Annotated in this window: 24 protein-coding genes; 19 read left to right on the forward strand and 5 right to left on the reverse strand. The window is 72.0% G+C overall.

All coding sequences use genetic code 11. From position 1 onward, the window contains the following. The first annotated feature begins 100 nt into the window (after positions 1 to 100). From ACFQPS_RS00810 to ACFQPS_RS00820, 3 genes are read left to right on the forward strand one after another with little or no spacing between them, the layout of a single operon-like run. A complete protein-coding gene (locus ACFQPS_RS00810) occupies positions 101 to 889 on the forward strand; it encodes a sterol desaturase family protein (protein ID WP_377355620.1) in 789 nt (262 codons plus the stop codon). Continuing rightward, a complete protein-coding gene (locus tag ACFQPS_RS00815) occupies positions 886 to 2049 on the forward strand; it encodes a dATP pyrophosphohydrolase (RefSeq protein ID WP_377355622.1) in 1164 nt (387 codons plus the stop codon). Before ACFQPS_RS00810 ends, ACFQPS_RS00815 begins: the two co-directional genes overlap by 4 nt. Beyond that, entirely contained in the window at positions 2046 to 2849 is an 804-nt protein-coding gene (locus ACFQPS_RS00820) for a nucleotidyltransferase family protein (RefSeq protein WP_377355624.1), read from the forward strand. The genes ACFQPS_RS00815 and ACFQPS_RS00820 overlap by 4 nt, the downstream gene beginning before the upstream one ends. Here the strand turns inward: ACFQPS_RS00820 and ACFQPS_RS00825 are convergent. Next, a complete protein-coding gene (locus tag ACFQPS_RS00825) occupies positions 2846 to 3316 on the reverse strand; it encodes an Lrp/AsnC family transcriptional regulator (RefSeq protein ID WP_377355626.1) in 471 nt (156 codons plus the stop codon). The two genes, ACFQPS_RS00820 and ACFQPS_RS00825, sit on opposite strands and share 4 nt — an antisense overlap. A 149-nt stretch (positions 3317 to 3465) precedes the next feature. Here ACFQPS_RS00825 and ald point away from each other — a divergent pair, with 149 nt between their 5' ends. Then, on the forward strand, positions 3466 to 4578 hold the full coding sequence (ald, locus tag ACFQPS_RS00830) for an alanine dehydrogenase (protein ID WP_377355628.1): 1113 nt from the start codon (positions 3466 to 3468) through the stop codon (positions 4576 to 4578). 46 nt (positions 4579 to 4624) lie between these two features. Here the strand turns inward: ald and ACFQPS_RS00835 are convergent, their stop codons facing one another. Both ACFQPS_RS00835 and ACFQPS_RS00840 read right to left on the reverse strand, forming a co-directional pair. After that, a complete protein-coding gene (locus ACFQPS_RS00835) occupies positions 4625 to 5554 on the reverse strand; it encodes an MBL fold metallo-hydrolase (protein WP_377355629.1) in 930 nt (309 codons plus the stop codon). 18 nt (positions 5555 to 5572) lie between these two features. After that, on the reverse strand, positions 5573 to 5842 hold the full coding sequence (locus tag ACFQPS_RS00840) for a hypothetical protein (protein ID WP_377355630.1): 270 nt from the start codon (positions 5840 to 5842) through the stop codon (positions 5573 to 5575). Positions 5843 to 6085: 243 nt separating this feature from the next. Here ACFQPS_RS00840 and ACFQPS_RS00845 point away from each other — a divergent pair, with 243 nt between their 5' ends. From ACFQPS_RS00845 to ACFQPS_RS00905, 13 genes are all read left to right on the forward strand, one after another. Next, the gene (locus ACFQPS_RS00845; protein ID WP_377355631.1) at positions 6086 to 6595 is read left to right on the forward strand and encodes a MarR family winged helix-turn-helix transcriptional regulator; all 510 of its coding nucleotides are present in this window, start codon (positions 6086 to 6088) and stop codon (positions 6593 to 6595) included. A 73-nt stretch (positions 6596 to 6668) separates the two neighbouring features. Further along, positions 6669 to 7145: a protein tyrosine phosphatase family protein gene (locus ACFQPS_RS00850; RefSeq protein ID WP_377355633.1), complete on the forward strand. Its 477-nt coding sequence runs from the start codon at positions 6669 to 6671 to the stop codon at positions 7143 to 7145. Positions 7146 to 7584: 439 nt separating this feature from the next. Beyond that, on the forward strand, positions 7585 to 8808 hold the full coding sequence (locus tag ACFQPS_RS00855; RefSeq protein ID WP_377355635.1) for a DUF2336 domain-containing protein: 1224 nt from the start codon (positions 7585 to 7587) through the stop codon (positions 8806 to 8808). Positions 8809 to 8921: 113 nt separating this feature from the next. Beyond that, on the forward strand, positions 8922 to 10070 hold the full coding sequence (locus tag ACFQPS_RS00860; RefSeq protein WP_465269606.1) for an inositol-3-phosphate synthase: 1149 nt from the start codon (positions 8922 to 8924) through the stop codon (positions 10068 to 10070). Then, entirely contained in the window at positions 10067 to 10702 is a 636-nt protein-coding gene (locus ACFQPS_RS00865) for a histidine phosphatase family protein (RefSeq protein ID WP_377355636.1), read from the forward strand. The genes ACFQPS_RS00860 and ACFQPS_RS00865 overlap by 4 nt, the downstream gene beginning before the upstream one ends. After that, complete coding sequence (locus tag ACFQPS_RS00870; RefSeq protein WP_377355637.1) at positions 10699 to 11784, forward strand: CgeB family protein; 1086 nt, start codon at positions 10699 to 10701, stop codon at positions 11782 to 11784. Before ACFQPS_RS00865 ends, ACFQPS_RS00870 begins: the two co-directional genes overlap by 4 nt. 20 nt (positions 11785 to 11804) lie before the next feature. Then, positions 11805 to 12578 (forward strand): sugar phosphate nucleotidyltransferase, encoded by a 774-nt coding sequence (locus ACFQPS_RS00875; RefSeq protein WP_377355638.1) that lies wholly within the window; start codon positions 11805 to 11807, stop codon positions 12576 to 12578. Then, positions 12575 to 13357, forward strand: coding sequence for a TIGR04290 family methyltransferase (locus ACFQPS_RS00880; RefSeq protein ID WP_377355640.1), 783 nt, complete (start codon positions 12575 to 12577; stop codon positions 13355 to 13357). The genes ACFQPS_RS00875 and ACFQPS_RS00880 overlap by 4 nt, the downstream gene beginning before the upstream one ends. Positions 13358 to 13394: 37 nt before the next feature. Continuing rightward, a complete protein-coding gene (locus ACFQPS_RS00885; RefSeq protein ID WP_377355642.1) occupies positions 13395 to 14330 on the forward strand; it encodes a beta-xylosidase in 936 nt (311 codons plus the stop codon). Positions 14331 to 14392: 62 nt separating this feature from the next. After that, positions 14393 to 15229, forward strand: a complete 837-nt coding sequence (locus tag ACFQPS_RS00890) for a PIG-L deacetylase family protein (RefSeq protein ID WP_377355644.1) — start codon at positions 14393 to 14395, stop codon at positions 15227 to 15229. Further along, positions 15220 to 16296, forward strand: coding sequence for a glycosyltransferase (locus ACFQPS_RS00895; protein ID WP_377355646.1), 1077 nt, complete (start codon positions 15220 to 15222; stop codon positions 16294 to 16296). The genes ACFQPS_RS00890 and ACFQPS_RS00895 overlap by 10 nt, the downstream gene beginning before the upstream one ends. A 3-nt stretch (positions 16297 to 16299) precedes the next feature. Continuing rightward, entirely contained in the window at positions 16300 to 17274 is a 975-nt protein-coding gene (locus ACFQPS_RS00900; RefSeq protein ID WP_377355647.1) for a GNAT family N-acetyltransferase, read from the forward strand. Further along, a complete protein-coding gene (locus ACFQPS_RS00905) occupies positions 17271 to 18074 on the forward strand; it encodes a hypothetical protein (RefSeq protein WP_377355648.1) in 804 nt (267 codons plus the stop codon). The genes ACFQPS_RS00900 and ACFQPS_RS00905 overlap by 4 nt, the downstream gene beginning before the upstream one ends. A 12-nt stretch (positions 18075 to 18086) precedes the next feature. On the opposite strand, the gene ACFQPS_RS00910 is transcribed toward ACFQPS_RS00905, so the two are convergent. Together ACFQPS_RS00910 and treZ are read right to left on the reverse strand one after the other, a co-directional pair. Continuing rightward, complete coding sequence (locus tag ACFQPS_RS00910; protein ID WP_377355649.1) at positions 18087 to 20210, reverse strand: amylo-alpha-1,6-glucosidase; 2124 nt, start codon at positions 20208 to 20210, stop codon at positions 18087 to 18089. Between the two features lie 53 nt (positions 20211 to 20263). Continuing rightward, positions 20264 to 22192: a malto-oligosyltrehalose trehalohydrolase gene (gene treZ, locus ACFQPS_RS00915; protein ID WP_377355650.1), complete on the reverse strand. Its 1929-nt coding sequence runs from the start codon at positions 22190 to 22192 to the stop codon at positions 20264 to 20266. A gap of 350 nt (positions 22193 to 22542) precedes the next feature. Here treZ and ACFQPS_RS00920 point away from each other — a divergent pair, with 350 nt between their 5' ends. Together ACFQPS_RS00920 and ACFQPS_RS00925 are read left to right on the forward strand one after the other, a co-directional pair. Next, positions 22543 to 23574, forward strand: coding sequence for an endonuclease/exonuclease/phosphatase family protein (locus tag ACFQPS_RS00920; protein ID WP_377355652.1), 1032 nt, complete (start codon positions 22543 to 22545; stop codon positions 23572 to 23574). A gap of 100 nt (positions 23575 to 23674) precedes the next feature. Then, positions 23675 to 24670: a threonine ammonia-lyase gene (locus tag ACFQPS_RS00925; RefSeq protein WP_377355654.1), complete on the forward strand. Its 996-nt coding sequence runs from the start codon at positions 23675 to 23677 to the stop codon at positions 24668 to 24670. Positions 24671 to 24685 lie beyond the last annotated feature (15 nt).

A 24685-nucleotide genomic window follows, 5' to 3' on the forward strand; every position in this document is an offset into this window, starting at 1 on the left:
GGGCGTCTTTCCACGGCCCTGGTGTGACGGCGGTCGCTTGATGCCGCCCACCGGCGGTCCTACCTTCCCGGCGGCTCGGTGGAGGAACAGGAGATCGCGCATGTGGGGCGAAGCCTGGCGGGGACGGAGCTACGATCTCGGGCGCATGACTCTGCGGGATCTCGCGGTCGCCTACTGGACCTATCCGGCGATCCAGGTCTACACGGCCCTGGCGCTGGTCAGCGCCGGGATGGCCCTCGCCTGGGCCGGCGACTGGGCCGCCCTCGTGCTGACCGTGCTGGTGGCGTCCGCCGTCTATCCGCTGGCGTGGTACGCGATCCACCGCTTCATCCTGCACGGCCGCTGGCTCTACCGGATGCCGTGGACGGCGGCGCTCTGGAAGCGCATCCATTTCGACCATCATCAGGACCCGCACCGGCTGGAGGTGCTGTTCGGCAGTCTCGCCAACACGCTGCCCACCATCGCCCTGGTGACGCTGCCGGTCGGCTGGGCCATCGACGGTCGGGCCGGGGCGGCGGCGGCGCTGGCGACAGGGCTGGTCACCACCTGCGTCTACGAGTTCTTCCACTGCATCCAGCATCTGAACTACAAACCCCGCTGGGCCTGGGTGGCGCGGATCAAGCAGCTCCATCTGGCCCACCACTTTCATGATGAAGACGGGAATTACGGCATCGTGAGCTTCCTGCCCGACAGGCTGTTCGGCACCTACTATGCGGAGGCGCGGCAACGGCCGCGGTCGCGGCACGTCTTCAACCTGGGCTACGACCTGGAGGAGGCGAGGCGCTATCCCTGGGTCATGGAGCTGACCGGCGCACCGCCGCGGGACCGGCCGGACGGGGCGGGGCGGCGCGGCGGCGAGACGCCGGCGGACACGAAGGTGGCGCCGTGAGCGCGGCCGAACTGCTGGAGCCCGCCGGGGCGGGGGTGGAGATCGTGCCGGTGACGACGCCGGCGGAGATGGACCGCTTCATCCGCCTGCCGTACCGGCTGCACGCGAACCATGCCAACTGGGTGCCGCCGCTGCTGCTGGAACGGCGGGAGACGCTGGACCGCAAGAAGAACCCGTTCTTCCAGTACGCCGAGGTCGCCTTCTTCCTGGCCGTGCGCGACGGGCGGGATGTCGGCCGCATCAGCGCGCAGGTGGACCGTCAGCGCCTGTCGCTGCGGCCGGACGGGGTCGGCCATTTCGGCCTGATCGACGGGGAGGACGACCCGGCCATCTTCGCCGCGCTGACCGCCGCCGCCGAGGACTGGCTGCGCCGGCACGGCATGACCCATGTCATGGGCCCCTTCGACCTGTCCATCAACGAGCAGATGGGCCTGCTGGTCGATGGCTTCGACACGCCGCCCATGCTGCTGATGGCGCACGACTTCCCTTATGTCGCTCCGCGGCTGGAAGCGCTGGGCTACGGCAAGGAGAAGGACGTCTACGCCTATTATTACGATATCCGCGACGAGTTCCCGAAGGCCGTCCGCCGTATGCTGGACCGGCCGCTGCCGCCCGGCACCGTGCTGCGCCCCGTGGACATGTCCCGCTTCCTGGAAGAGATCCGGTCGCTGACGGAGATCTTCAACGAGGCCTGGTTCGACAACTGGGGTTTCGCCCCCCTGACCCCCACGGACACCGACTATCTCGCCAGTTCGATCCGCCCGCTGATCGAGAAGGACCTCGTCTGGTTCATCGAGATCGGGGGAGAGCCCGCGGCCTTCATCGTCGTTCTGCCCAATCTGAACGAGGCCATCACGGACCTGGACGGGAAGCTGCTGCCCTTCGGCTGGGCCAAGCTGCTGTGGCGGCTGAAGGTGCGCGGCCTGAAGACGGCCCGGGTGCCGTTGATGGGCGTCAAGCGCAAGTTCGCCAAGGGACTCTCGGGCGGCCAGTTCTCCTGGCTGCTGATCGACGCCTGCCGCAGATCCTGCCTGAAGCGCGGCATCCAGGCCTTCGAGCTGGGCTGGATTCTGGAGGAGAACGGCGCCATGCGGCGGATGCTGGAGAACATCAACGCCCGCATCTACAAGACCTACCGCATCTACGGGAAGCCGCTGTGAGCGATGCTGCGACACTGCCGGCCGCCGGTCGGGTGACGGCCCTGGTGCTTGCCGGCTCCCGCGGGCCGGGCGATCCGGTGGCGCTGGCCGCCGGCGTCAGCCACAAGGCGATGGCCCCGGTGGCGGGCGTGCCGATGCTGGTCCGCGTCGTCCGCACGCTGCTGGCGGTGCCCTTCGTCGGGCGCATCGCCGTGGCGATCGAGGATGCCGGGGTCGTGCGGGCGGAGCCGGAACTGGCCGCCCTGGCGGACAGCGGTCGGCTGGAGGTGCTGGGGACGGCCCCGTCGCCCGCCCGCACGGTGGGAGAGGCGCTGGAGCACCTGGGCACCCCGCTGCTGGTGACGACGGGCGACCATCCGCTGCTGCGCCCGGACTGGGTCGCGCATTTCTGGACGCACCTGCCGGCCGACGCGGACGTTGCCGTCGGGCTCGCCCGCTCGGAGACGGTGCTGGCCGCCGTGCCGGAGACGCAGCGGACCTGGATCCGCTTCTCCGATGCGGCCTATTCCGGCTGCAACCTGTTCGCCTTCCGCACCCCGGCCTCGGCCCGGGTGGCCGATCTGTGGCGGACGGTGGAGGCCGAGCGCAAGAACCCGCTGAAGCTGATCGGCCTGCTCGGCCCCGTCGCCGTCGCCCGCTTCGCCCTGGGCCGTCTGTCCTCGGCGGAGGCGCTGGCCCGGCTGGAGAAACTCTCCGGCGTGCGCGGTGCCTTCGTCGAGATGCCCTGGGGTGAGGCGGCGGTGGATGTGGACAAGGCCGCCGACCTTGTCCTGGCCGAGCGGCTGCTGCGCGCGGCCTAATCCGTCGGGATCGCCGTGCGCTTGGCGACCGTGCGCAGGGTGAAGCTGGAGCGCACCCGCGCCACGCCGGGCAGACGGGTCAGCATCTGGGTATGCAGCCGCTCATAGTCGGCGCCGTCCTGCACCAGCACGCGCAGCAGATAGTCGCTGTCGCCCGCCATCAGGTAGCACTCCATCACCTCGGGGCAGTCCCGGACCTTCGCCTCGAAGGCGGCGAGGTCCTGTTCCTGCTGCCGGTCCAGCGTGATCGAGACGAAGACGGACATGCCGCGGCCCAGGACGCCGCCGTTCAGCAGCGCGACATAGCCCTCCACCACGCCCTCCTCCTCCAGCCGGCGCAGACGCCGGTGGCAGGCCGAGGGCGAGAGGCCGACCCGGTCGGCGAGGTCGGCGTTGCTGATCCGCCCGTCGGCCTGGACCGTGTCCAGGATGCGGCGATCCATCGTGTCGAGGTCGATCTTGCGCATTGCAGCATCGTGGGCCGAAGGATCTGCGCGCCGGATGGGATTGCGCGCACGATCCTGCGCATAGGAGCCACGGCGCCAGCCCCCTTTGCAAGGACATTCCGGGCCCGGCCCGACTATCATCCGCGACCGTTCCGGACAGGGAGGATGTCATGCTCGTCGGCGTGCCGAAGGAGATCAAGAATCACGAGTACCGGGTCGGCCTGACCCCGGGCAATGTGCGCCAGCTCGTGGCGCACGGCCATCAGGTCATCGTCCAGCGCGGCGCCGGCACCGCCATCGGTCTGACCGACGAGCTGTACACCGCGGCCGGGGCCACCCTGGTGGACGAGCCGCAGGAGATCTTCGCCCGCGCCGAGATGATCGTGAAGGTCAAGGAGCCGCAGCCGCACGAATGCTGCATGCTGCGCCCCGGCCAGATCCTGTTCACCTACCTGCATCTCGCCCCCGATCCGGAGCAGACCCGGCTGTTGCAGCAGTCCGGCGCCGTCTGCATCGCCTATGAGACGGTGACCGACCGCAACGGCGGCCTGCCGCTGCTGGCGCCGATGAGCGAGGTCGCCGGTCGCATGTCCATCCAGGCCGGCGCCCACTGCCTGGAAAAGAGCTACGGCGGCATCGGCATCCTGCTGGGTGGCGTGCCCGGCACCCCGCCGGCCAAGGTCGCCGTCATCGGCGGCGGCGTCGTCGGCACCAATGCCGCCCGCATGGCCATCGGGCTGGAAGCCTATGTGACGGTGCTGGACAAGTCGCTGGACCGGCTGCGCCAGCTCGACATGCAGTTCGGCCGCCGCCTGAACACCGTCTATTCCAACGACGAGACGGTGGAGCAGGCGGTGCTGGAGGCCGATCTCGTGATCGGTGCCGTGCTGGTGCCCGGCGCCTCGGCCCCCAAGGTCGTCAGCCGCGAGATGGTGCGGCGGATGAAGCCCGGCTCCGTCCTGGTGGACGTCGCCATCGACCAGGGCGGCTGCTTCGAGACCTCGCACGCCACCACCCACGACAACCCGACCTATGTGGTGGACGGCGTGATCCACTACTGCGTCGCCAACATGCCCGGTGCGGTCGCCCGCACCAGCACCTTCGCCCTGAACAACGCCACGGCGCCCTTCGTGCTGGCTCTGGCGGACAAGGGCTGGCGCCAGGCGCTGACGGACGATGTCCACCTGCTGAACGGCCTCAACGTGTTCGAGGGCCGGCTGACCCATCCGGGTCTGGCGCATCTCGGCGATGTGGTGCCCGCCAGGACGGCGATCGGGGCCTGACGACCCCAGGGCGGAGAAACCCCCAGGGCGGGGGATCGGCAGGCCGTCACCTCCGGGCGCCGGCCGGCCGCACCTCCACCCGGTCGAAATCCTTCGCCACCATGACCGGTTCGAAGTGGGCGCGGGCCTCCGCCTCCACCTCGGCCGGGTCGTAGCGGTCGGACTGGTGCGTCAGCACCAGTCGGCCGACGCCCGCCGCCTGTGCCAGCCGGCAGGCGTCCGCCACCGTCAGGTGGCTGCGGCTGCGTGCCGTCGCTTCGTCGGCGGTGCGGTAGGTCGCCTCGATCACCAGCAGGTCCACCCCGCGCACCGACTCCACCAGGGCGTCGGCGTCGCCGCAGTCGCCCACCACGGCCAGACTGGTGCCCCGCTCGGCCGGACCCAGCGCGTCCTCCCGCCGGACGGTGCGGCCATCCGCCAGCGTGACGGCGCCGGCATGGGCCAGTTCATGCCGTTCGCGGCCCTCCGGAACGCCCAGCGCGTCCAGGCGGTCGCCGTCCAGCGGCCGGTGCTCCGTCTCCTCGAAGCGGAACCCGAAGCTCTGCGTCTCGTGATGGCGGACCGGGAAGGCAGTGACGACGACCCCGCCCGTCTCGCAGAAGCGGCCGGGCTTCAGGGCGGCGTAGGTCACGTCCAGTCCGGGATGGTCGTCGGGCCAGACCACCTGGTCCAGCAGGACCCGGGCGATGTGCAGCGCCTCTTCCGAGCCGTAGAGCGTCAGCCGGTCGGCCTGGTCCCAGAGGTCCAGCGTGCCGACCAGGGAGGCGAGGCCGAGGATGTGGTCCAGATGCCCGTGGGTCAGCAGGATCCTGTCCAGCCGGCGGACGCCGACGCCGCCCCGGCGGATCTGCCGCAGCGTGCCCTCGCCGCAATCCACCAGGAAGCGGTCGCTCTCATGCTCCACCAGAAGGGCGGAGAGGCCGCGCCGGGCCGAAGGCACGGTTGCCCCGGTGCCGAGGAAGGTGAGCTGGAACATGCGCCGTCCGCGATCGGGTCATCCGGTCCGGTCTGCCGGGGACTTGGCCGGCGCTGCGGGCGCGGCGGTTCCGACGGACCGTTCCAGCACCTTACGCAATTCCGCGAGTTCCGTCCCGATCCCCTCCAGGGCCGCGGCGATCCGGGCCAGGGTATCCTGGCCCGCCTCCTGCGGACCGCCGGGTGGATCGTCGCTGTAGAAGCCGCCGGGCGGCTCGACGACGCTGCCGTCGTCCCGTGTCGGCACGTCGGTCTCGACCTCGCGGCCTAGGATGGTGCGCTTGCTCATGGCCGGCGGCCCCCGTCATCGGTCTCCGGAAGGGCGAACAGGCGGGGGCAAGCGGCGTTCCGGGCGGGCGTTCCGGGGAAGCGTTCCGGACAGGCGTGATGCGGCGGCCCTGATATGGCAGCCCTGATGCGGCGGAACGACCTTTCGCCGTCCCAACCTTTATTGATCAAGGTCAATGTCGCCGGCCGCTGCCCCATGCAGGATCGTTACAGTTCGTTTTCTCTCCTTCAGGTGGGTCACCCCATGCCGGACAGCCTGTTTCGCTTCAGGGCGGAGGATGCCGTCGCCCTGTGCCTCGTCGATGTCGCGAACGCCCTGTCGCGGCAGAGCGAAGCCATCCTGGAGCAGGCCGGCCTCACCGCGCCGCAGTGGACCGTTCTCCTGAACGTGGCCGGCGACGCCAATTTCCATGACGAGACGAAGATGACCGGCAGCATCTTCTCGTCGGAGATCGCGGCCGCACGCGGCCTGTCGCGGCCGCACATCAGCGCCACCGTGACGGAACTGATCCGCAAGGGCCTGATCCGCCAGGACGATGATCCGCAGGACCGCCGCCGCAAGCTGCTGTCCGTGACCGGCCAGGGTCTGGCCGTGCTGCGCCGGTTGCAGCCGCTGCGCCAGTCGGTGAACGACATGCTGCTGGCCGATCTCAGCCCGACGGAGCGCGAGCGTCTGCTGCACACGCTGCTGACCCTGCGCCAGCGCGCCCGGGCCGCCGACCATGTGGCCCCGGCCCTGAAGCAGGCCTCCTAGAAAGGGCGCTTCCGCAGCCCGACCGGGCGACGGGCTGCCCCCTGGCGCGGGGCCGGACCGTGGGATAGGCTGAGTGTCCGATCCGCAGTCCGGAGGCGACGCGATGGACCTCAAGGCCCGCCAGTTGGAAGACACTGTCTTCACCGCCCCGCAGATCAGCGAGGACGATATCGCCGAGGCCGCCCGGCAGGGCTTCAAGGCGATCATCAACAACCGCCCCGACGGCGAGGAACCGGGCCAGCTCGACCATGAGCGGGCGGCCGCGGCCGCGGCACGGAACGGTCTCGCCTACGCCTATGTCCCGGTGGATGCCCGGACCATGGGGCCGGCCGTGGTGGATGCCTTCGCCCGCGCCCTCGCCGAAGTGGAGGGGCCCGTGCTGCTGCATTGCCGCACCGGCACCCGGTCCACCCATCTCTGGGCCATGGCGGCGACGCGGGACGGCCGCTTCACCCCGGACGAGGTGACCGCCCGCGCGGCCCGCGCCGGTTACGACCTGGAGCCGCTGCGGCCCGTCCTCGCCGGCTATGCCGCCGGCGCGGGGCGCTGATCCCCGGACCTGCCGGTTTCATCGCGTTCCCCTGTGTTCCGATGTGGAACGCGGCAGCGCCGCTGTGCGTGTGCCGTGGGGCTATGCCGGACCTGAACGGGAAAAGGTGACGCGCGAACTGGGATGTCTTCGCGTCATCCCCCATTCGCGTCATCCCCCATATGAATCCCGCATGAATATGGAATTCTCCGACTGATCTTGGTATCTTCCGCAAGAAGACACAAGAAACGCTTCGGCCTGTTCTTGAATTCACGCTGAATTGTCTGAAAATTTGAAGCGAAATGTCGGGAATGGTGGCCGGATTATTCCATGGGGTGGCCATATCGACCAGCGCCTCCCCGACGGGGGAGGTGCGGGCCTGGACCGATGGCATCCGCTCCGACGCTTCCCGACCTGACCCGACCCGTTCCGCCGGTCCGCAACCCCGGAGCCGATCGCCATGAGCAGGACCCCGACCGCCGAGACGCCCCGCCCGGGCACGCGCGCCCTGTCTGCCGTTGACGTCAAGAAGCTGTTGGCCGACCGCTCGGCCCAGGCGCGGATCGACACCATGTCGAAGGTCGTCGCCGAACTGTCCGATGACCGGCTGGAGCCGCGGGAGGCCGAGCTGGCGCGGGAGGTGCTGCTGCGCTTCGCCCGCGATGCCGAGGTGGCGGTGCGGGAGGCGGTCGCCTGGCAGATCCACAACAGCCCGCTCCTGACCGACGATCTGGCGCGCACTCTGGCCGAGGATGTCGGCCGTGTGGCCTTCCCGGTGTTGCGCTTCGCCAGGCTGGCGGACGACTTCCTGCTGGAGGTGCTGAGCGGCCGGGATGCGGAGAAGCATGTCGCCATCGCCGGCAGCGCCCGGATCTCCCCCGCCGTGGCCGACGCCATCGTGGAGACGGCGAACCTGCCGGCCATCGGGACGCTGCTGCGCAACGACGGGGCGGAGATCCCCACCCCGACCCTGGAACGGGTGGCGGACCGCTACGGCGACGTGGCGATGGTGGCGGAGCCGCTGGCCGACCGGCCGGAACTGCCGCCGACGGTGGTGGAGAAGCTGATCCACCGCGTCTCGGAGGATCTGCGCCGGACCCTGGTCGAGCGCTACCACCTGACTCCATCCGTGGTGGCCGATCTGGTCGGGCGCGGGCGCGAGGCGGCGACCATGCTGCTGCTGGCGCCGCTGACGCGCGACGGCACGGATGTCGAGCTGCTGGCCCGGCACCTGCACGTCAACGGCCGCCTTACCCCGACCCTGCTGTTCCGGGCGCTGTGTGCCGGCGATCTGGCGCTGTTCACGGCCGGCATGGCGGTGCGCGCCGGGATCGCCGTCGCCAATGCCCGCATCCTGCTGGCCGACGATGGTCCGCTGGGGGTCCGGTCGCTGTTCGAGCGGGCGCAGATCCATCCGCACCTGACGCCGCCCTTCCGCTCCGCCCTCAAGGTCGTGCGGGAGACCGGCTACGAGGGCGGCGCGGCGGACCGGCGCGCTTTCCAGCTTGCCGTGCTGGCCCGCGTCCATGCCGAGTGCGGCCATATCGAGGAGCATGCGGTGGACGAACTGCTGATGCAGCTCTTCGACGGCAAGAGCGAGGAGGAGATCGACCGGGCCATGGAGATGGCGGGCCTGCCCTTCCTGCCGCTCCGGTCCTGCGACGACCATCGCTCCGGCGCCTGATCCCGCCCTTCCACCCCGCCGCCGGTCCGATCGCCGCTGCCCCGAACGAACGTGAATGGGAACAAGCGGGGCCGGCGGTCGTTGAGCCCAGGGTAGGCGGGGCGCGGCCGGTCGTGCCCCGGCGGGACGGGGCGGAGCGGATCGTGGTGGCACGGGCGGTCAAGACGGAACCCAGGGTCCGGATCGCGCTGGCGGGTGTGGGCAACTGCGCTTCGTCGCTGATCCAGGGCATCGAGTTCTACCGCGCCGCCGGGGACAACGATTCCGTGCCTGGCCTGATGAATGTCCGCCTGGGCGGCTACCATGTCGGGGATGTGGAGGTCGCGGCGGCCTTCGATGTCGCCCACGCCAAGGTCGGCCTGGACGTCGCGCAGGCGGCCTTCGCCCCGCCGAACAACACCCAGCGATTCGCGGAGGTGCCCCCGCTGGGCGTGCCGGTCCGCCGTGGCCCCACCCTGGACGGGCTGGGCAGCTACCTCCGCGACCGCGTGCCGGAGTCCGAGGCGGCGCCGGTGGACGTCGCCGCCGTGCTGCGCGACACCGGCACGGACGTCCTGGTCTCCTACCTGCCGGTCGGATCGCAGCGGGCGACGGAATACTACGCCGAACAGGCGCTGAAGGCGGGCTGCGCCTTCGTCAACTGCATCCCGGTCTTCATCGCCAGCCGGCCGGGATGGCGCCGTCGCTTCGAGGATGCGGGGCTCCCCCTGATCGGTGACGACATCAAGTCCCAGGTCGGCGCCACCATCGTCCACCGCATGCTCGCCAACCTGTTCCGCGAGCGCGGCGTCCGGCTGGACCGGACCTACCAGCTCAATTTCGGGGGCAATGCCGATTTCCTGAACATGCTGGAACGGGAGCGGCTGGAATCGAAGAAGCAGTCGAAGACCCAGTCGGTGGTCAGCCAGCTCGACCGCCCGCTGGCGAACGACGATGCCCATGTCGGGCCGAGCGACTTCGTGCCGTGGCTGACCGACCGCAAATGGTGCTACATCCGGATGGAGGGGACCGCCTTCGGCGACGTGCCCCTGAACCTGGAGCTGAAGCTGGAGGTCTGGGACAGCCCCAACTCCGCCGGCGTGGTGATCGACGCGGTGCGCTGCGCCAAGCTGGCGCTGGACCGCGGCATCGGCGGGGCGCTCGACGGCCCCAGCAGCTACTTCATGAAGTCGCCGCCGCACCAGTGGACCGATGCCGAGGCGCGGCAGCGCACGCGCGACTTCATCGACGGCAGGGACCCCGGGACCGGCGGGGTGGCATGACCCGGTTCCTGCTGGTCCGGCACGCGCCGCACGCCCTCCAGGGCCGGACGCTGGTGGGCCGTAGCGACGTGCCCCTGTCCGACGAGGGGACGCGGCTGGCCGCGTCTCTGGCCGACCGGCTGGCGGGAGAGCCGCTGGCTGCGGTGCAGTCCAGCCCGCGGGCGCGCACCCGTGCCACCGCCGCCGCCATCGCCGGGCGCCACGGGTTGGCGGTGGAGACGGCGGCGGAGCTGGACGAGATCGACTTCGGCGCCTGGACCGGGCAGGCGTTCGACGCCCTGGAGCCCGATCCCGGCTGGCGCTCCTGGAATGCTTGGCGCACCGGCTCCCGCCCGCCCGGGGGAGAGACGTCCGGGGGAGAGACGTCCGGGGGCGAGACGATGGCGGAGGTCCAGGTCCGTCTGCTGCGGCACCTGGAGACGGCGCGGATGCGGTGGCCCGACGGCACCGTCGCCCTCGTCTCCCACGGCGATCCGATCCGCGCCGTGCTGGCCTTCTGGCTGGGCATCCCGCTGGACCTCGCGCACCGGCTGGAGGTCGATCCCGCCTCCGTCAGCCGGGTGGAACTGTCCCCCTGGGGACCGCGGGTCCTGTCGGTCAACGAGACGCCGCGGCCGGGGGTGGACGGATGAGGCTGGTCGTCTTCGGTCTCACCATCTCGTCTTCCTGGGGGAACGGCCATGCCACGCTCTGGCGCGGCCTGTGCGCCGCGCTGGCCCGGGCCGGGCACCACGTCACCTTCTTCGAGCGGGACCAGGACTGGTACGCGGAGACGCGCGACTACCGGGAGGTTCCCGGCGGCGGGCTGGTGCTCTACCGCGACTGGGCGGACGTGCTGCCACGCGCCCGCGCGGCGCTGGCGGAGGCCGACGCCGCCATGGTCACCAGCTACTGCCCCGACGGCATCGCCGCCACCGATCTGGTGCTTCAGGAGGCGCGGGGCCTGCGCCTCTTCTACGATCTGGACACGCCGGTCACGTTGGCCCGGCTGGAGGCCGGGGAGACGCTGGCCTATGTCGGCCCGCGGGGGCTGCGCGGCTTCGATCTGGTGCTGAGCTACACCGGCGGGCTCGCCCTGGAGGCGCTGCGGACCCGGCTGGGCGCGGAACGGGTGGCGCCGCTCTACGGCCATGTCGATCCGGCCGTCCACCGCCCGGTGCCGCCGCAGCCCCGGTACCGTGCCGACCTGTCCTACCTGGGCACCTATGCCGCCGACCGGCAGGCGGCGCTGGAGACGCTGCTGGTCGAGCCGGCGCGTCGGCTGCCGCGGCGCCGTTTCGTGATCGGCGGGGCGCAGTACCCGGCGGATTTTCCCTGGACGGAGAACATCTGGTTCGTCCGCCACCTGCCGCCGCCGGAGCATCCGGCCTTCTTCGCCGCGTCCCGCCTGACGCTCAACGTGACGCGCGCGGCCATGGCCGCCATGGGCTGGTGCCCGTCGGGCCGGCTGTTCGAGGCGGCGGCCTGCGGCACGCCGATCCTGTCGGACCGCTGGGAGGGGCTGGAGGCCTTCTTCGCGCCGGGCCGGGAGATTCTGGTCGCCGGCACGACGGAGGAGGCGGTGGCGGCCATCGACCGGGAGGACGCCGAGCTGGGCCGCATCGCCGCCGCCGCGCGGGAGCGCGTGCTGGCCGAGCACACGGCCGAGCGCCGGGCGGCGGAGCTGCTGGCCCTTCTGGAGCAGGCCCGCCGCCCGGCGCGGGCCGGGACCTGAGGAAGCGGAGGAGGGGCGCCATGTGGGGCATCGTGCCGGCCGCGGGGAACGGCACCCGCATCCAGCCGCTGGCCTTTTCCAAGGAGCTGCTGCCCGTCGGCAGCCGCCTGGACGGGGAGACGGAACGCCCGCGGGCGGTCAGCGAATACCTGCTGGAGCGGATGGTGCTGGGCGGGGCGGACAAGCTCTGCCTGGTGATCTCCCCCGGCAAGTCCGACATCCTGGAATATTACGGCGGCAGCTACGGCACGGCCGCCATCGCCTATGTCGTGCAGCCGCGCCCGGGGGGGCTGTGCGACGCCCTGTTCCGGGCGCTGCCCCTGGTCGGGCCGGACGAGCCGGTGATCGTCGGCCTGCCGGACACGGTCTGGTTCCCCGAGCATGCCCTGCGCGCGCTGCCGGAGGACGAACTCTCGTTCCTGCTGTTTCCGGTGGACAGGCCGGAGCTGTTCGATGCCGTGGTGCTGTCCCCCGAGGGCGTGGTGCAGGAGATCCAGGTGAAGCGCCCCGATCCCGCCAGCCGCTGGATCTGGGGCGCCTTCAGGATGCCGGGCCGCGTCTTCCGCGAGCTGCACCAGCTCTGGCGGGAGCGCGACCGCCGCGACGAGTATGTCGGCACCCTGGTCAACGCCTGGATCGCCCGTGGCGGCCGCGCCGTGGGGGTCAAGGCCGGGGAGGCGTATGTCGATGTCGGCACCGTCCACGGCTACCGTGCCGCCATCGGCCTGCTGGCCGGGCAGGTCGGCGGACGGGACCCCGGCCTGCCACCGGTCGAACGGACGGAGGCGGAATGACGGATGTGACGGACAGGGCGGGACCGGCGGACGCGGATGCGATCCGCCGCCGCGCGGAGGCGCTGGGTCCCTGGTTCCACAACATGGACCTGTGCGGGGTGCGGACGGCGCCGGAGCACTTCCTGGGCGACTATCCGGCGGTGAAATGGCGCTCCTTCGCGGACGCCCTGCCGGCCGACCTGGATGGCCGCAGCGTGCTGGATATCGGCTGCAACGCCGGCTTCTACGCCATCGAGATGAAGCGCCGGGGGGCCGCCCATGTCCTGGGCATCGACAGCGACCCCCGCTATCTGGGTCAGGCCCGCTTCGCCGCCGAGGTGCTGGGCCTGCGCGACATCGAGTTCCGCGAGCTGTCCGTCTACGACGTGGCGCGGCTGGGCCGCCGCTTCGACCTCGTGCTGTTCATGGGGGTGCTCTACCACCTGCGCCACCCGCTGCTGGCGTTGGACCTGATCCACGAGCATGTCGCCGGCGATCTGCTGGTCTTCCAGTCGATGCAGCGCGGCAGCCCCGAGATCGAGCCCGTGGCGGAGAACTACCCCTTCGCGGAGACGGCGCCCTTCGACCGGCCGGGCTATCCGCGGCTGCACTTCATAGAGCGGCGCTATGCCGACGACCATACCAACTGGTGGGTTCCCAACAGGGCCTGCGCCGAGGCCATGCTGAGAAGTGCTGGCTTCGAGATCCTGGCCAATCCGGAACAGGAAGTCTTCGTCTGCCGCCGCGGTCCCCGGCCGCCGGGCGATCTGGCGGCCTATCCGGCCCGCGGCCCCGGCTGAGGCCGGCCGCACCGCTTGCAAGGGGAGGGGAGGACGCATGCTCGACAGCGTCATGATCTGGAACGAGCCGAACAACAAGTCCCACTGGGACATCGAGCTCGACAGCGACTGGGCGCTGTTCGCCGCGATGGCGCGGCTGACCGGGAAGGCCCTGCGCGAAGAATGCCCCGGCGTGCCGCGGGTGCTGGGCGGCATCTCGCCCATCGACCCTGGATTCCTGCGCAACATGCAGGGCCGTGGCGTGCTGGACGAGGTGGACGCGGTCGCCGTCCACGGCTTCCCGCTGGACTGGAACCACTGGCAGATCGACGAGTGGCCGGACAAGCTGGAGGAGATCCGACAGGTCACCTCCAAGGATCTCTGGGTGTCGGAGGTCGGCATCTCCACCTTCGGGGCGGAGGAGGTGCAGGAGTTCGGCCTGAACCGCACGGCCGAGCTGCTGATCGGCCGGGTCCCCCGCATCCACTGGTACAGCCTGTTCGACCTGCCCAAGGCCTGGCCCGCCACGACCCGCCACCGCGAGGCGGAAGGGTCGAGCTACTACCGCCACTTCTACATGGGGCTGGTGCGCGAGGACGGAACGCCCAAGCGGGCCTTCCACGACTTCGCCCGCTACACCCCGGAGATGGGGTTCTGCCAGTGGTTCCACTTCGAGGACCACCGGCTGGACGATGCCGTGCGCCTGATGAAGGATCTCGGCGTCACCTATCTCCGCACCGGCCTTTCCTGGGCCGACTCCTTCCGGCCCGGGGCGCTCGACTGGTTCGACCGGCAGATGGAGGCGCTCCGGGATTTCGACGTCACCGTCACCTACTGCTTCACCCCGGAGCACAAGGGCGTCCAGCCGCACCACACGAGCCCGCCGCAGGCGGCGGAGGAATTCGCGCAGTTCTGCGTCGAGATGACCCGCCGCTATTCCGGCCAGACGGGAGCGGTGCGGGCCGACCAGCGGCTGGCGCCGGCCGGGGCGTGAGCCCCGGCGGACCCGGGCCGTTCGGCAGGGCGCTGCGGGGGCAGGCGCGGGGGGCGCCGGTCGTGCAGGCGTTCCTGCGGGAGCTGCGCCGGCCGGAGGTGACGGTCCTGGATGCCCGCCGCATCGCCCTGGTCGCCGCCCATCCCGACGACGAGACGGTGGGGCTGGGGGCGCAGCTTCCCCGGCTGGCCGGCCTGCGCATCGTCCACATCACCGATGGCGCCCCCGCCGACATGCGCGACGCCCGCGAGCACGGCTTCGCCAGCCGGGAGGACTATGCCGCCGCCCGGCGGGAGGAGCTGGAGACGGCCATGGCCGTGGCCGGCATCCCGCCGGTGCGGCTGGTCGGCCTGGGCGTGGCCGACCAGGAGGCCAGCCTTGTCATGGCGGGGCTGGCACGCCGGCTGGCCGATCTGTTCGATGCGCAGGGCGTGGCCCTGGCCATCACCCATCCCTACGAGGGCGGACACCCCGACCACGACGCCGCCTGCTTCGCCGTCCATGCGGCCGCGCGTCTGCTGGCCCGCCAGGGCAGACCCGCCCCCGCCGTTCTGGAGATGGCGAGCTATCACGCCGGGCCGGACGGCAATCTGGTGACCAACCGCTTCCTATGGCGGCCGGACTGTCCGGAGGTGGAATTGCCTCTCGACGAGGAGGCGCGCATCCTGAAGAGACGCCTTCTCGAATGCCACCACACTCAGCAGGCGGTCCTGGCGCAGTTCCACCTCGACTGCGAGCGGCTGCGCCCCGCGCCCGCCTACGACTTCCTGAGTCCGCCCCATGAGGGGCCGCCCTGGTATGAGAATTTCCGCTGGGGCGGGCTGGACGGTGCGGGCTGGCGTGCCTTGGCGGCCGGGGCGATCGGCGCGCTGGAACTGGAGGCTCCGCCATGGCGCTGACCGTGTTGCAGGTCGCTTACCCGCTGGCCCCCGTGAGTGCCGACGCCGTGGGCGGGGCGGAACAGATCCTGGCCTGGCTCGACCGCGGTCTGGTCGACCGCGGCCACCGCTCGCTGGTGATCGCCAGCGAGGGCTCGACCGTCGCCGGCGAGCTGCTGGCGATCCCGGCCGAGACGGGCGTGCTGGACGAGCCGGCCCGGCAGCGCGCCCAGGCGCGGGTGCGTGACGCGATCCGGGCCGTCCTCGACCGCCATCCGGTCGATCTCGTCCACCTGCACGGGGTGGATGCGATGGCCTATCTGCCGCCGTCGGGCGTGCCCGCGCTGCTGACCCTGCACCTGCCGCCGGGCTGGTATCCCGATCTGCTCTGGCGGCTGGAGCGGCCGGACACCTGGCTGGTGCCCGTCTCCGAGACGCAGGCGCACGCCTGCCCGCGGGGGACCGCGGCCCTGCTGCCCCCGGTGCTGAACGGCGTGCCGGTGGAGGCGTTCGGGCGCGTCGCCCGCCGCCGTCCGGTCGCCGCCGCCCTGGGCCGCATCTGCCCGGAGAAGGGCTTCGAGCATGCCCTGGAGGCCGCGACCCTGGCCCGGATGCCGCTGCTGCTGGCGGGGCAGGTCTATGCCTACGAGGCGCACCGGCGCTACTTCGAGGACGTGCTGCGGCCGCGTCTGGTGCGCCCGCACCGCTGGCTGGGGCCGCTGGGCTTCCGGGCCAAGCGGCACCTGCTGTCGCTGGCGCAGTGCGTGGCCGTGCCCAGCCTGTGCGACGAGACAAGCTCGCTCGTCGCCATCGAGGCGATGGCCTGCGGCACGCCCGTGGTGGCCTTCCCGCGCGGCGCCCTGCCGGAAGTGGTGACGGAGGGCGTCACGGGATTCCTGGTGCCGGACGTGGACTGCATGGCGGAGGCCATGCAGGGCGCGCGCTTCATCGACCCCGACGCCTGCCGCGCCGCGGCCCGCGCCCGTTTCGGCCTGGACGCCATGGTGGAGGGCTATCTTGCCCGCTACCGGACGGCGCTGCGGTCCCGCCGGGACGGCGCGGACTGGTCCCGCGCCATGGCCGGCTGAGCGGTGCGGCTGGCGGAGGAGGTCCGGGGCGCCGAGGCCCTGGCGGCACTCGCTCCCGCCTGGGAGCGCCTCTGGCGGGACGATCCCGCGGCCACGCCCTTCCACCACCCGGCCTGGCTGGTGCCCTGGGCGCGGATCTTCCAGCCGGACCGCTGCCGTACCCTGACGCTGCGCGACGGCGGGCGGCTGCTGGCGCTCTGGCCGCTGTTCCTTCTGGGGGACCGGCTGCTGCCGCTGGGCTGCGGCACGACGGACTGGCTGGGGCCCGTGGCAGCGCCGGGCCTGACGGGGGCCGATCTGGCGCCGCTGTTCGCGCTGCTGGAGCGCGACCCGGACTGGTGCTCGTGCGAGGCCGACCGGCTGCCGCCGGGCTCCCCGCTCGCCGGGGCCGCCGCGCCCTGGCCGGGTGAGGACGGGGAGGGGGAACCGGCGCCGGCGCTGGCTCTGCCTGCCCCCCTCTCCCGCGGCCGGCGCCAGAACCTGCGCACCGGCTGGAACCGGCTGCGGCGGCTCGGCCTGCCGATCGTGCGGCAGGTGCGGGGCGGGGAGGTGGCGGCGACGTTCGACGCGCTCGCTTCCCTGCACGCGGCGCGCTGGCGGGAGCGGGGGGAGGCGGGCGTGCTGGCCGACCCGGAGGTGGCGGCGTTCCACCGGCTGGCCCTGCCCGCGCTGGAGGCGGCGGGGCTGCTGCGGCTGCTGTCGCTCGACCTCGACGGCCGTCCGGTGGCCGTGCTCTACGGGCTCCAGGCCAAGGGGTGCTTCCACTACTATCTCGGCGGCTTCGATCCGGCGCTGGCCGAGGCCGGGCCGGGCACGCTCCTGGTCGGGGAGGCGATCGGCGCCGCGACGGCGGAAGGCTGTACCCTGTTCGACTTCCTGCGCGGCCGCGAGCCCTACAAGTACGGCTGGGGGGCCGTGGACCGGCCCTGCCGCACCCGCCGCTTCGTCCGCGACGGATACCGGGGAGACCGCCCATGATCCCACTGCCCCCCCTGGGCCTGCGCTGGACCGTGGGCGATGTCAGCCCGCGCGGGTTCCGGGCGCTGCGCCTGTCGCTGCTCGGCGCCCGGCGGGTCTTCGGCCCCGCGGCCGACCTTGCCGTCGTCGTCAACTCGCTTCCGCCGGAAGAGGCGCAGCGACGCACCGGCGACGCGCCGGCCGGGGTGCGCTGGCTGCCGGCCGGCGATCTGCCGGAGGGGCTGCGGGGCCATCTCGACGCCGGCATGGCCGAAGGCGTGGCCTGGAAGCTGGCGCCCCTGCGCCTCTTCCCCGACCGCTGGGAACTGGCCTTCGACAACGATCTGATTCTCTGGTCGCTGCCGGACTCCCTGCGCGGCTGGCTGGCGGCGGGCGATCCCGGCCGCTGCGTCCTGGCCGCGGACGTGGAGCGGGCGCTGGGTGCCTTCGACGGGCTGTGCGGTCCGCTGGCGCTGAACACCGGCATCCGCGGCTTCCCGCCGGGCTACGACCTGGAGGAAGCGCTGCTGGCGGTGCTGGCCCGGCATCCGGTACCGCTGCGCAGCGAGCTGGACGAACAGGGGCTCCAGGTCGCGGCGATGCAGGCGGCCGCCGATCCCGTGGTCGTCGGGGTGGGGGAGGTGTCGATCTGCTCCCCCTTCTGGCCGAAGCGGCCCGAACTGGGGACGGACGGCGCCCATTTCGTCGGGCTGAACGCCCGCAACCTGCCCTGGGACTGGTACGGCCGGCCGGCCAGCGACTGCCAGAACGGGAATTTCGACCGCTGGGAGCCGGTCATGGCGGCCCGGGTCGGGGCATGAGGGATCTTCCTTCTATGCCGTCTTCACCCAGCAGCGCAGCACCTCCGCCACGCTCCAGGCCTGGGCGATGCAGCCGCGCGGGGTGAAGGGCGGCTCGGCGTCGAAGATCTCGCTGATGGTGCCGACCCCGGCGTCGGACAGGTGCGGCCAGAACCCCTCCAGCAGGGCGCGGGCGCCCGCCTTGTCGTCGGGGTTCAGCTTCAGGTGCGCGTCCACGTAGGGACCGATCAGCCAGCCCCAGACCGTGCCCTGATGGTAGGCGGCGTCGCGGGCGCGCAGATCGCCGAAGTAGCGCTCCTTGTAGTCGCGGTGCCCCGGCGCCAGCGACCGCAGCCCGACCGGCGTCAGCAGCCGCTCCCGCACCGTGTCCAGCACCGGCTGCCAGCGTTCCCGTGCCAGCACGGGATGGTCGAGCGAGACGGCGAAGATCTGGTTCGGCCGGCAGGCCGGGTCGTCGCCGTGTTCGCCGTCCACCACGTCGAACAGGTGGCCGGTCGTCGGATTCCAGAAGCGCCGGTTGAAGCTGTCGCGGCAGAGCGCGGCAAGCTCGTGGACCGGCCGGGCCGCCGCCGCGTCCCGCTCCTCCGCCAGCCAGCCGGCGGTCAGGGACAGGGCGTTGTACCAGAGCGCGTTGATCTCCACCGCCTTGCCCCGGCGCGGGGTGACGACCCAGTCGTCCACCTTCGCATCCATCCAGGTGAGCTGGTAGCCGGCCTCGCCCTGCATCAGCAGGCCGTCGTCGGGATCGACGCGGATGCCGAATTCCGTGCCGCGGCGGTGGAACTCAACGATCTCCAGCAGCCGCGGCAGGAGCCGGCGCAGCGTGTCGCGGTCGCCCGTGTGAGAGAGATAGCGGTTCAGCGCGTGGAAGAACCAGAGCGTGGCGTCCGCCGTGTGATAAAGGCCGCGGTTGCCCCCCTCCGGGAACAGGTTGGGGATCAGGCCGCGGTGGATGTGCTTGGCGAAGGTGCGCAGAATCCAGCCGGCCTCCACAGGCCGGCCGGTGCAGAGGGTCAGCCCCTCCAGCGAGATCATGGTGTCCCGGCCCCAGTCGGTGAACCAGTGATAGCCGGCGATCACGCTACGCACCTCGTCGCCCGTGGCATAGGCGTGGATGATGTCGGCGACGCGGCCGGCCGGCGTCATCAGGAAGCTGTCGGCCGCCAGCACCAGCTCCGCCGCCGGTCCCTGGCGGGCGCAGGGCGGGGCGATGGCGACCAGATGCCGGCGGCGCTCCTGCTCCCAGGCGCGGACATCCTCCGGCTCCAGCGCGTCCAGCACGCGCCATTCCTCCGACCCCGCCGTCACGGTCAGGGCGGCGCCCGGCTCCAGCCGTGCCTCGAATCCGCCGGGGCTCCAGAGCGTGCCGCGGCTGTCGTAGCCGCGCTCGGCCTCCAGGCGGAAGCGCACCTCGCGCCGGCGCTCGCCGTCCAGGGTGAAGCTGACCTGCTCCCCGGACAGCTTCAGGCGCAGCGTCGGCAGCTCCGGTCCGGCGGAGATCTCGAAGCGCTCCCCCTCCACGATCAGCCGGTACTCGCGCCCACCGCCCGACGCGACGGACCCCTCGATCGGTCGGAATCCGACCGACGGGCGCAGGCGCAGCCGTACCGCCGGGCTGCCGGCCGCCAGCCGGTAGCTGACATGCACGATGTTCTGCCGGTGCGGCATGCTCAGCCGCTTCTCGATCTCCACCCCGCCGATCCGGTAGCGCCAGACCGGCAGCCCGTCCTCCATCAGGAAGGTGCTCAGGGTACCGTTGCCCGCGGGAGCATCGGCACCGTCGATCTGCGCCAACGGCACCGTCGTGCCGTCCGGCATCACCACCTGCTCCATCAGGTGGGAGAGCAGCACCATCCGCCCCAGCGGCGCCGGCAGGGCGGCGATCAGCAGGCCGTGGTAGCGCCGGGTCAGGGCGCCCGACAGGGTGGCCGAGGCATAGCCGCCCAGGCCGTTCGCCACCACCCATTCGCCGTCCAGCAGCCGGTCGGCATCCGCATTCTCCCTGTCGATCCGGCGGACGACCGGCCCGCCGCCGGGACCGGCGCCCGATCCGCCGGGCCGGGCCGGGCCGGGCGGCGCCCCCGCGGCGGTGGTGACGGTGCCGTCCTGGCCGATGCTGTCGCCCTGGATGTCCATGGAAGCGCGCCCTCCGAGGCTGGGGTCAGTCCGGATAACGGGCAGAGGGGGCGTCAGCGTTCCATCCCGCTCTCCGTTCCGCTCTCTGTCCCGTCCTCCGCCCCGTCCTCCGTTCCCGAGGCGGGAGCCAGCACGATGGCAGCACGGGCGGGCAGATACCAGCCGTCCTCCTGTTCCACCGGCGGCTGGCCGAGGCCGCCATAGGCCGGGTCCTCGCTGGACCAGAGGATGCGCCAGCCGGCCCGGTCGGGCGGGGCCAGCAGGGGTTCCGGCGCCGGGCGCAGTTCCTGGTCGTTGCCCAGGTTCACGAGCAGCAGCCGGTCCTCTCCCGGCTTGTCCCCCAGGAAGCGCAGAACGAAGGATTCCGGCCCCAGCACGGCTCCTTCCAGGCGCGCCGCATCCTGGCGGCGGAAGGTCGGGTCCTCGCGCCGCAGCCGCAAGAGGTCGCGGTGCAGCCGGACCCAGTCGGCATTCCTCTCCCGCTCCCCATGGTCCAGCTTGCAGGCGGCGAAGGTCGCCGGGTCGTGCGGTTCGGGGATGTCCTCCCGCACGTCGCTGTGGGCGATGGACTGGAACTGCGAGAGGAACTCCAGCCGGCCGCGGGCGACGGTGCCGGCCAGTTCAGGCCCATGGTCGGCGAAATAGAGGAAGGGGGTGCTGGCGCGGAACTCCTGCCCCTGGAACAGCATGGGCGTCGCCGGAATCAACAGCATGTAAGCGGTCAGCGCCCGCACCCGGCCCAGTTCCGCCAGCCGGTCGATGCGCCAGCCGCGGGCCGAATTGGCGATCTGGTCGTGGTTCTGGAGGTAGCTCACCAGCGCCTCGGCCGGCAGCCCCAGGCAGGAGGAGCCGCGGCGCTGGTCCTGCCAGACATAGTACTGGCCCTGGTAGAGGAAGCCGTGCCGTGCCGACGACACCAGCTCCTGCGGCGTGCCGCGGTAGTCCGTGTAGTAGGCTTCGCGCCGGCCGGTCAGGGCGACGATGGCGGCATGGTGGAAGTCGTCGTTCCAGAGCGCGTCCAGGCCGCAGCCGCCCTGCTCCTCCGGCCGCAGCAGGGCGCAGTCCTGCGGCTCGTTCTCCGCGACGATGAAGAGGCGGCGGTCCGGTGCCGCCGCGCGGGCGGCGCGGGCGATCTCCGCGATGATGTGCGGGCGGCCCGCATCGAACATCTGCTGCGTCGCGTCCAGCCGCAACCCGTCCAGGTGGAATTCGTCGATCCAGCAGGCGGCGTTCGCCACGAAGAACTCCCGCACCGGGCCGCTGTCGCCGTCGTCCGCCGGCGTGCCGTCGAAGTTCAGGGGCCGGCCCCATTCGTTCTCGTAGCGGTCGGTGAAGTAGCCCCTGGCGAAGCGGCCCAGATAGTTCCCGTCGGGTCCCAGATGGTTGTAGACGACATCCAGGATGACGCCGAGCCCCAGGCCATGCGCGGCATCGACGAAGCGGCGCATGTCGTCCGGCCGGCCGTAGAGGCGGGTGGGGGCATAGATGTCCACCCCGTCATAGCCCCAGCCGAAGCGGCCGGCGAACTCCGCCACGGGCATCAGCTCGATGCAGGTGATGCCCGTCTCGGCCAGGGCCGGCAGGTGCCCGATGGCGGCCTCCCAGGTGCCGGGGCCGGTGAAGGTGCCGATATGCATCTCATAGAGCACGAGGCCGCGCCGCTCGACGCCCCGCCATGCCCCGTCGCTCCAGCGGAAGCTGCCGGGGTCCACCACCTCCGACCAGCCGTGGACGCCTTCGGGCTGGAAGCGCGAGGCGGGGTCGGGAAGCAGGGTCTCGTCGCCGTCCAGGCGGTAGCGGTAACGGCTGCCCGCCGCGGCCTCCGGCACCAGCCCCTCGAACCAGCCGCTGCCGGCGGCGTCCAGATCGACGGCGGGACCGTCCTCCAGCACCAGGGTGACGCGGTCGTGGTCCGGCGCCCAGAGGCGGAAATGCACGCCGCCGCCCGGCTGCACCTCGGCCCCCTGCGGCAGACGGCGCACAGGGTGTCCGGGCCTGTCGGGGCCGCCGGGCCTGCTCGTGCGCGACCCCGTGTCCGCTGTCATCGTCCGTCCCCCGCCTGCATCGCCGGTCCGGCCGGCAGTACCGGCGGGACGGAGCGCACAACAGGGGGCAGGGGCCCTGAGTTGCTCCGTCCGCGCCGTGGTGCCGGAAAGGTCTCTGCTCCGGGATGGGAACGGCGCGCCGGGCGTTCTTTACCGTCATGACGCCTTCCAAGCCGTTCCGCTGGCCGGCTGGCCTGCCGCTGGCGGCCTTCCACCTGCTTGCCGGCCTTCTGCTTGCCGGCCTTCTGCTTGGAGGTTGCGCCGGACCGCACCCGCAGGAACCCCCGTTGCCGCAGACGGCCGTGGCCCGGGAGCCGGCGATCGGGACCGACCCGGTCAGCGGCGAGCGCAGCGTCGAGCTGAGCGTGCTGATCTACAATGTCCACGGTCTGCCCTGGCCGTTCCGGCGGACTCCGGGGCAGGCGCTCGACCGTATCGGGGAGGAACTGGCCGGGATGCGTGCGGCCGGGCAGGAGCCCGACATCGTGCTGCTCCAGGAGGCCTTCATTCCCCGGGCCGCACGGATCGGTGAGCGCGCCGGCTATCCCAACCGGGTGCGGGGTCCCCGCCGCCGCGATCCGTCGCCGCCGGCCTCGCCCGACATCGACCCGGAGTTCCTGGAGAACCGCCGTTTCCTGAAGGGCGAGCGGGCGGGCAAGGTCGTCTCCAGCGGCCTCTACGCGCTCAGCAACTATCCGATCGTGGAGAAGGCGGAGCGGCCGTTCAAGCAGTACGAATGCGCCGGCTATGACTGCCTGGCGAACAAGGGAGTGCTGCTGGTGCGGGTGCAGGTGCCCGGCGTGCCGGTGCCGGTGGACATCATGACGACGCACCTCAACGCGCAGCGCGCCTCGGGCGTCTCGCTGAAGCGGGCCCTCTATGCCCACAACCGCCAGATCGACGAGATCGACGACTTCCTCGACACTCACCGCGATCCCCGGAATCCGCTGATCTTCGGCGGCGATTTCAACATGCGGGGGGCGCGGGAACGTCTCGACTATGCCATGTCCAGGCGACCCTATCCCTTCGTCCGCTATTACTGCACGGTTACCGCCAACGACTGCGACGTCCGGATGTCCTGGGACGGTGACGAACCCTGGCTGGCGACCCAGGATCTCCAGGGCTTCGACGATGGTGCCTGCGTCGCCGTCCGTCCCGTCCGGGTCGCCGCCCTGTTCGACGAGCCGGTTCCCGACACTTCCGACGAACCGGCCGCCCTGCGTGGCCGTCTGCTCTCCGACCATGACGGATACCTGGTCGTCTACCGGCTGAGCTGGCCTGTGCCCGGGGCGACGGCGGCGGGCTGCCCGCCGGTCTGAGCCGCGCGACGCGGCGGTCCTTGCGCCCGGTCCGGCCCTGGGGCAACAAGGGCGCCCCAGACCTGCGGCCCGGACCGGGCCCGCTGCCGACGAGCCCGCCATGGATGCCGCTGCCCTGCCGACGCTTCCCACCGCCGCCGACGTGGAGGAGGCCGCCCGCCGGCTGGCCGGGCAGGCGGTCGTTACGCCGCTGCTGCGCCATGCGGAGCTGGACCGCCTGACCGGGGCCACCGTGCTGGTGAAGCCGGAGGTGTTGCAGGTCACCGGCTCCTTCAAGTTCCGGGGCGCCTTCAACCGGCTGTCGCGCATTCCGGCGGCGGAGCGGGCGCGCGGCGTCGTCGCCTGGTCCTCCGGCAACCATGCCCAGGGCGTGGCGGAGGCCGCGCGACGGCTGGGCATGCCGGCCACCATCGTGATGCCGGCCGACGCGCCGGCGCGGAAGATCGCCAACACCCGCGCGCTCGGCGCCGCGGTCGTCCTCTACGATCGCGCGACGGAGAGCCGGGAGGAGATCGGCGGTCGCATCGCGGCGGAACGGGGGGCGACCATCGTGCCGCCGTTCGACGATGTCCACATCATCGCGGGGCAGGGCACGGTCGGCCTTGAGATCGGGCGGCAGGCGCGCGAGCTGGGTGTCGCGGCGGTGGATCACTGCCTCGTCTGCTGCTCGGGCGGGGGGCTCGCCACCGGCACGGCGCTGGGCCTGCATCTCAGCCACCCTGGCGCCCGTGTCCACACGGTGGAGCCCGCGGGCTTCGACGATTTCGCCCGGTCGCTCGCCAGCGGCCGCAAGGAGCGCAACGACCGCAGCACCGGTTCGGCCTGCGACGCGCTGATGGTGCAGACGCCGGGCGACATCACCCTGGCGCTGGCCCGCCGGGAGCTGGCGCCGGGGCTGGCGGTCAGCGACGACGAGGCGTTCGCCGCCATGCGCTTCGCCTTCGACCATCTGAAGCTGGTGGTGGAGCCGGGCGGGGCCGTGGCGCTGGCCGCCCTGCTGAGCGGACGCCTGCCGGTCGCGGGGCGCACCGTGGCGGTCGTGCTCTCCGGCGGCAATGTGGACTCGGCCCTTTTCGCCCGGGTGCTGGCGGGCTGACCGCGGCAGCCCTGC

It is taken from the genome of Rhodocista pekingensis, from assembly GCF_042665545.1.
In the GTDB taxonomy this organism is placed as follows: domain Bacteria; phylum Pseudomonadota; class Alphaproteobacteria; order Azospirillales; family Azospirillaceae; genus Rhodocista; species Rhodocista pekingensis.

Excerpts from the sequence above, each read along its gene's own strand:
- ACFQPS_RS00810 (WP_377355620.1), top strand. The coding sequence starts at position 101 with ATGTGGGGCGAAGCCTGGCGGGGACGGAGCTACGATCTCGGGCGCATG.
- ACFQPS_RS00825 (WP_377355626.1), bottom strand. The coding sequence starts at position 3,316 with ATGCGCAAGATCGACCTCGACACGATGGATCGCCGCATCCTGGACACG.
- ald (WP_377355628.1), top strand. The coding sequence starts at position 3,466 with ATGCTCGTCGGCGTGCCGAAGGAGATCAAGAATCACGAGTACCGGGTC.
- ACFQPS_RS00835 (WP_377355629.1), bottom strand. The coding sequence starts at position 5,554 with ATGTTCCAGCTCACCTTCCTCGGCACCGGGGCAACCGTGCCTTCGGCC.
- ACFQPS_RS00840 (WP_377355630.1), bottom strand. The coding sequence starts at position 5,842 with ATGAGCAAGCGCACCATCCTAGGCCGCGAGGTCGAGACCGACGTGCCG.
- ACFQPS_RS00845 (WP_377355631.1), top strand. The coding sequence starts at position 6,086 with ATGCCGGACAGCCTGTTTCGCTTCAGGGCGGAGGATGCCGTCGCCCTG.
- ACFQPS_RS00855 (WP_377355635.1), top strand. The coding sequence starts at position 7,585 with ATGAGCAGGACCCCGACCGCCGAGACGCCCCGCCCGGGCACGCGCGCC.
- ACFQPS_RS00865 (WP_377355636.1), top strand. The coding sequence starts at position 10,067 with ATGACCCGGTTCCTGCTGGTCCGGCACGCGCCGCACGCCCTCCAGGGC.
- ACFQPS_RS00870 (WP_377355637.1), top strand. The coding sequence starts at position 10,699 with ATGAGGCTGGTCGTCTTCGGTCTCACCATCTCGTCTTCCTGGGGGAAC.
- ACFQPS_RS00875 (WP_377355638.1), top strand. The coding sequence starts at position 11,805 with ATGTGGGGCATCGTGCCGGCCGCGGGGAACGGCACCCGCATCCAGCCG.
- ACFQPS_RS00880 (WP_377355640.1), top strand. The coding sequence starts at position 12,575 with ATGACGGATGTGACGGACAGGGCGGGACCGGCGGACGCGGATGCGATC.
- ACFQPS_RS00885 (WP_377355642.1), top strand. The coding sequence starts at position 13,395 with ATGCTCGACAGCGTCATGATCTGGAACGAGCCGAACAACAAGTCCCAC.
- ACFQPS_RS00895 (WP_377355646.1), top strand. The coding sequence starts at position 15,220 with ATGGCGCTGACCGTGTTGCAGGTCGCTTACCCGCTGGCCCCCGTGAGT.
- ACFQPS_RS00905 (WP_377355648.1), top strand. The coding sequence starts at position 17,271 with ATGATCCCACTGCCCCCCCTGGGCCTGCGCTGGACCGTGGGCGATGTC.
- ACFQPS_RS00910 (WP_377355649.1), bottom strand. The coding sequence starts at position 20,210 with ATGGACATCCAGGGCGACAGCATCGGCCAGGACGGCACCGTCACCACC.
- ACFQPS_RS00925 (WP_377355654.1), top strand. The coding sequence starts at position 23,675 with ATGGATGCCGCTGCCCTGCCGACGCTTCCCACCGCCGCCGACGTGGAG.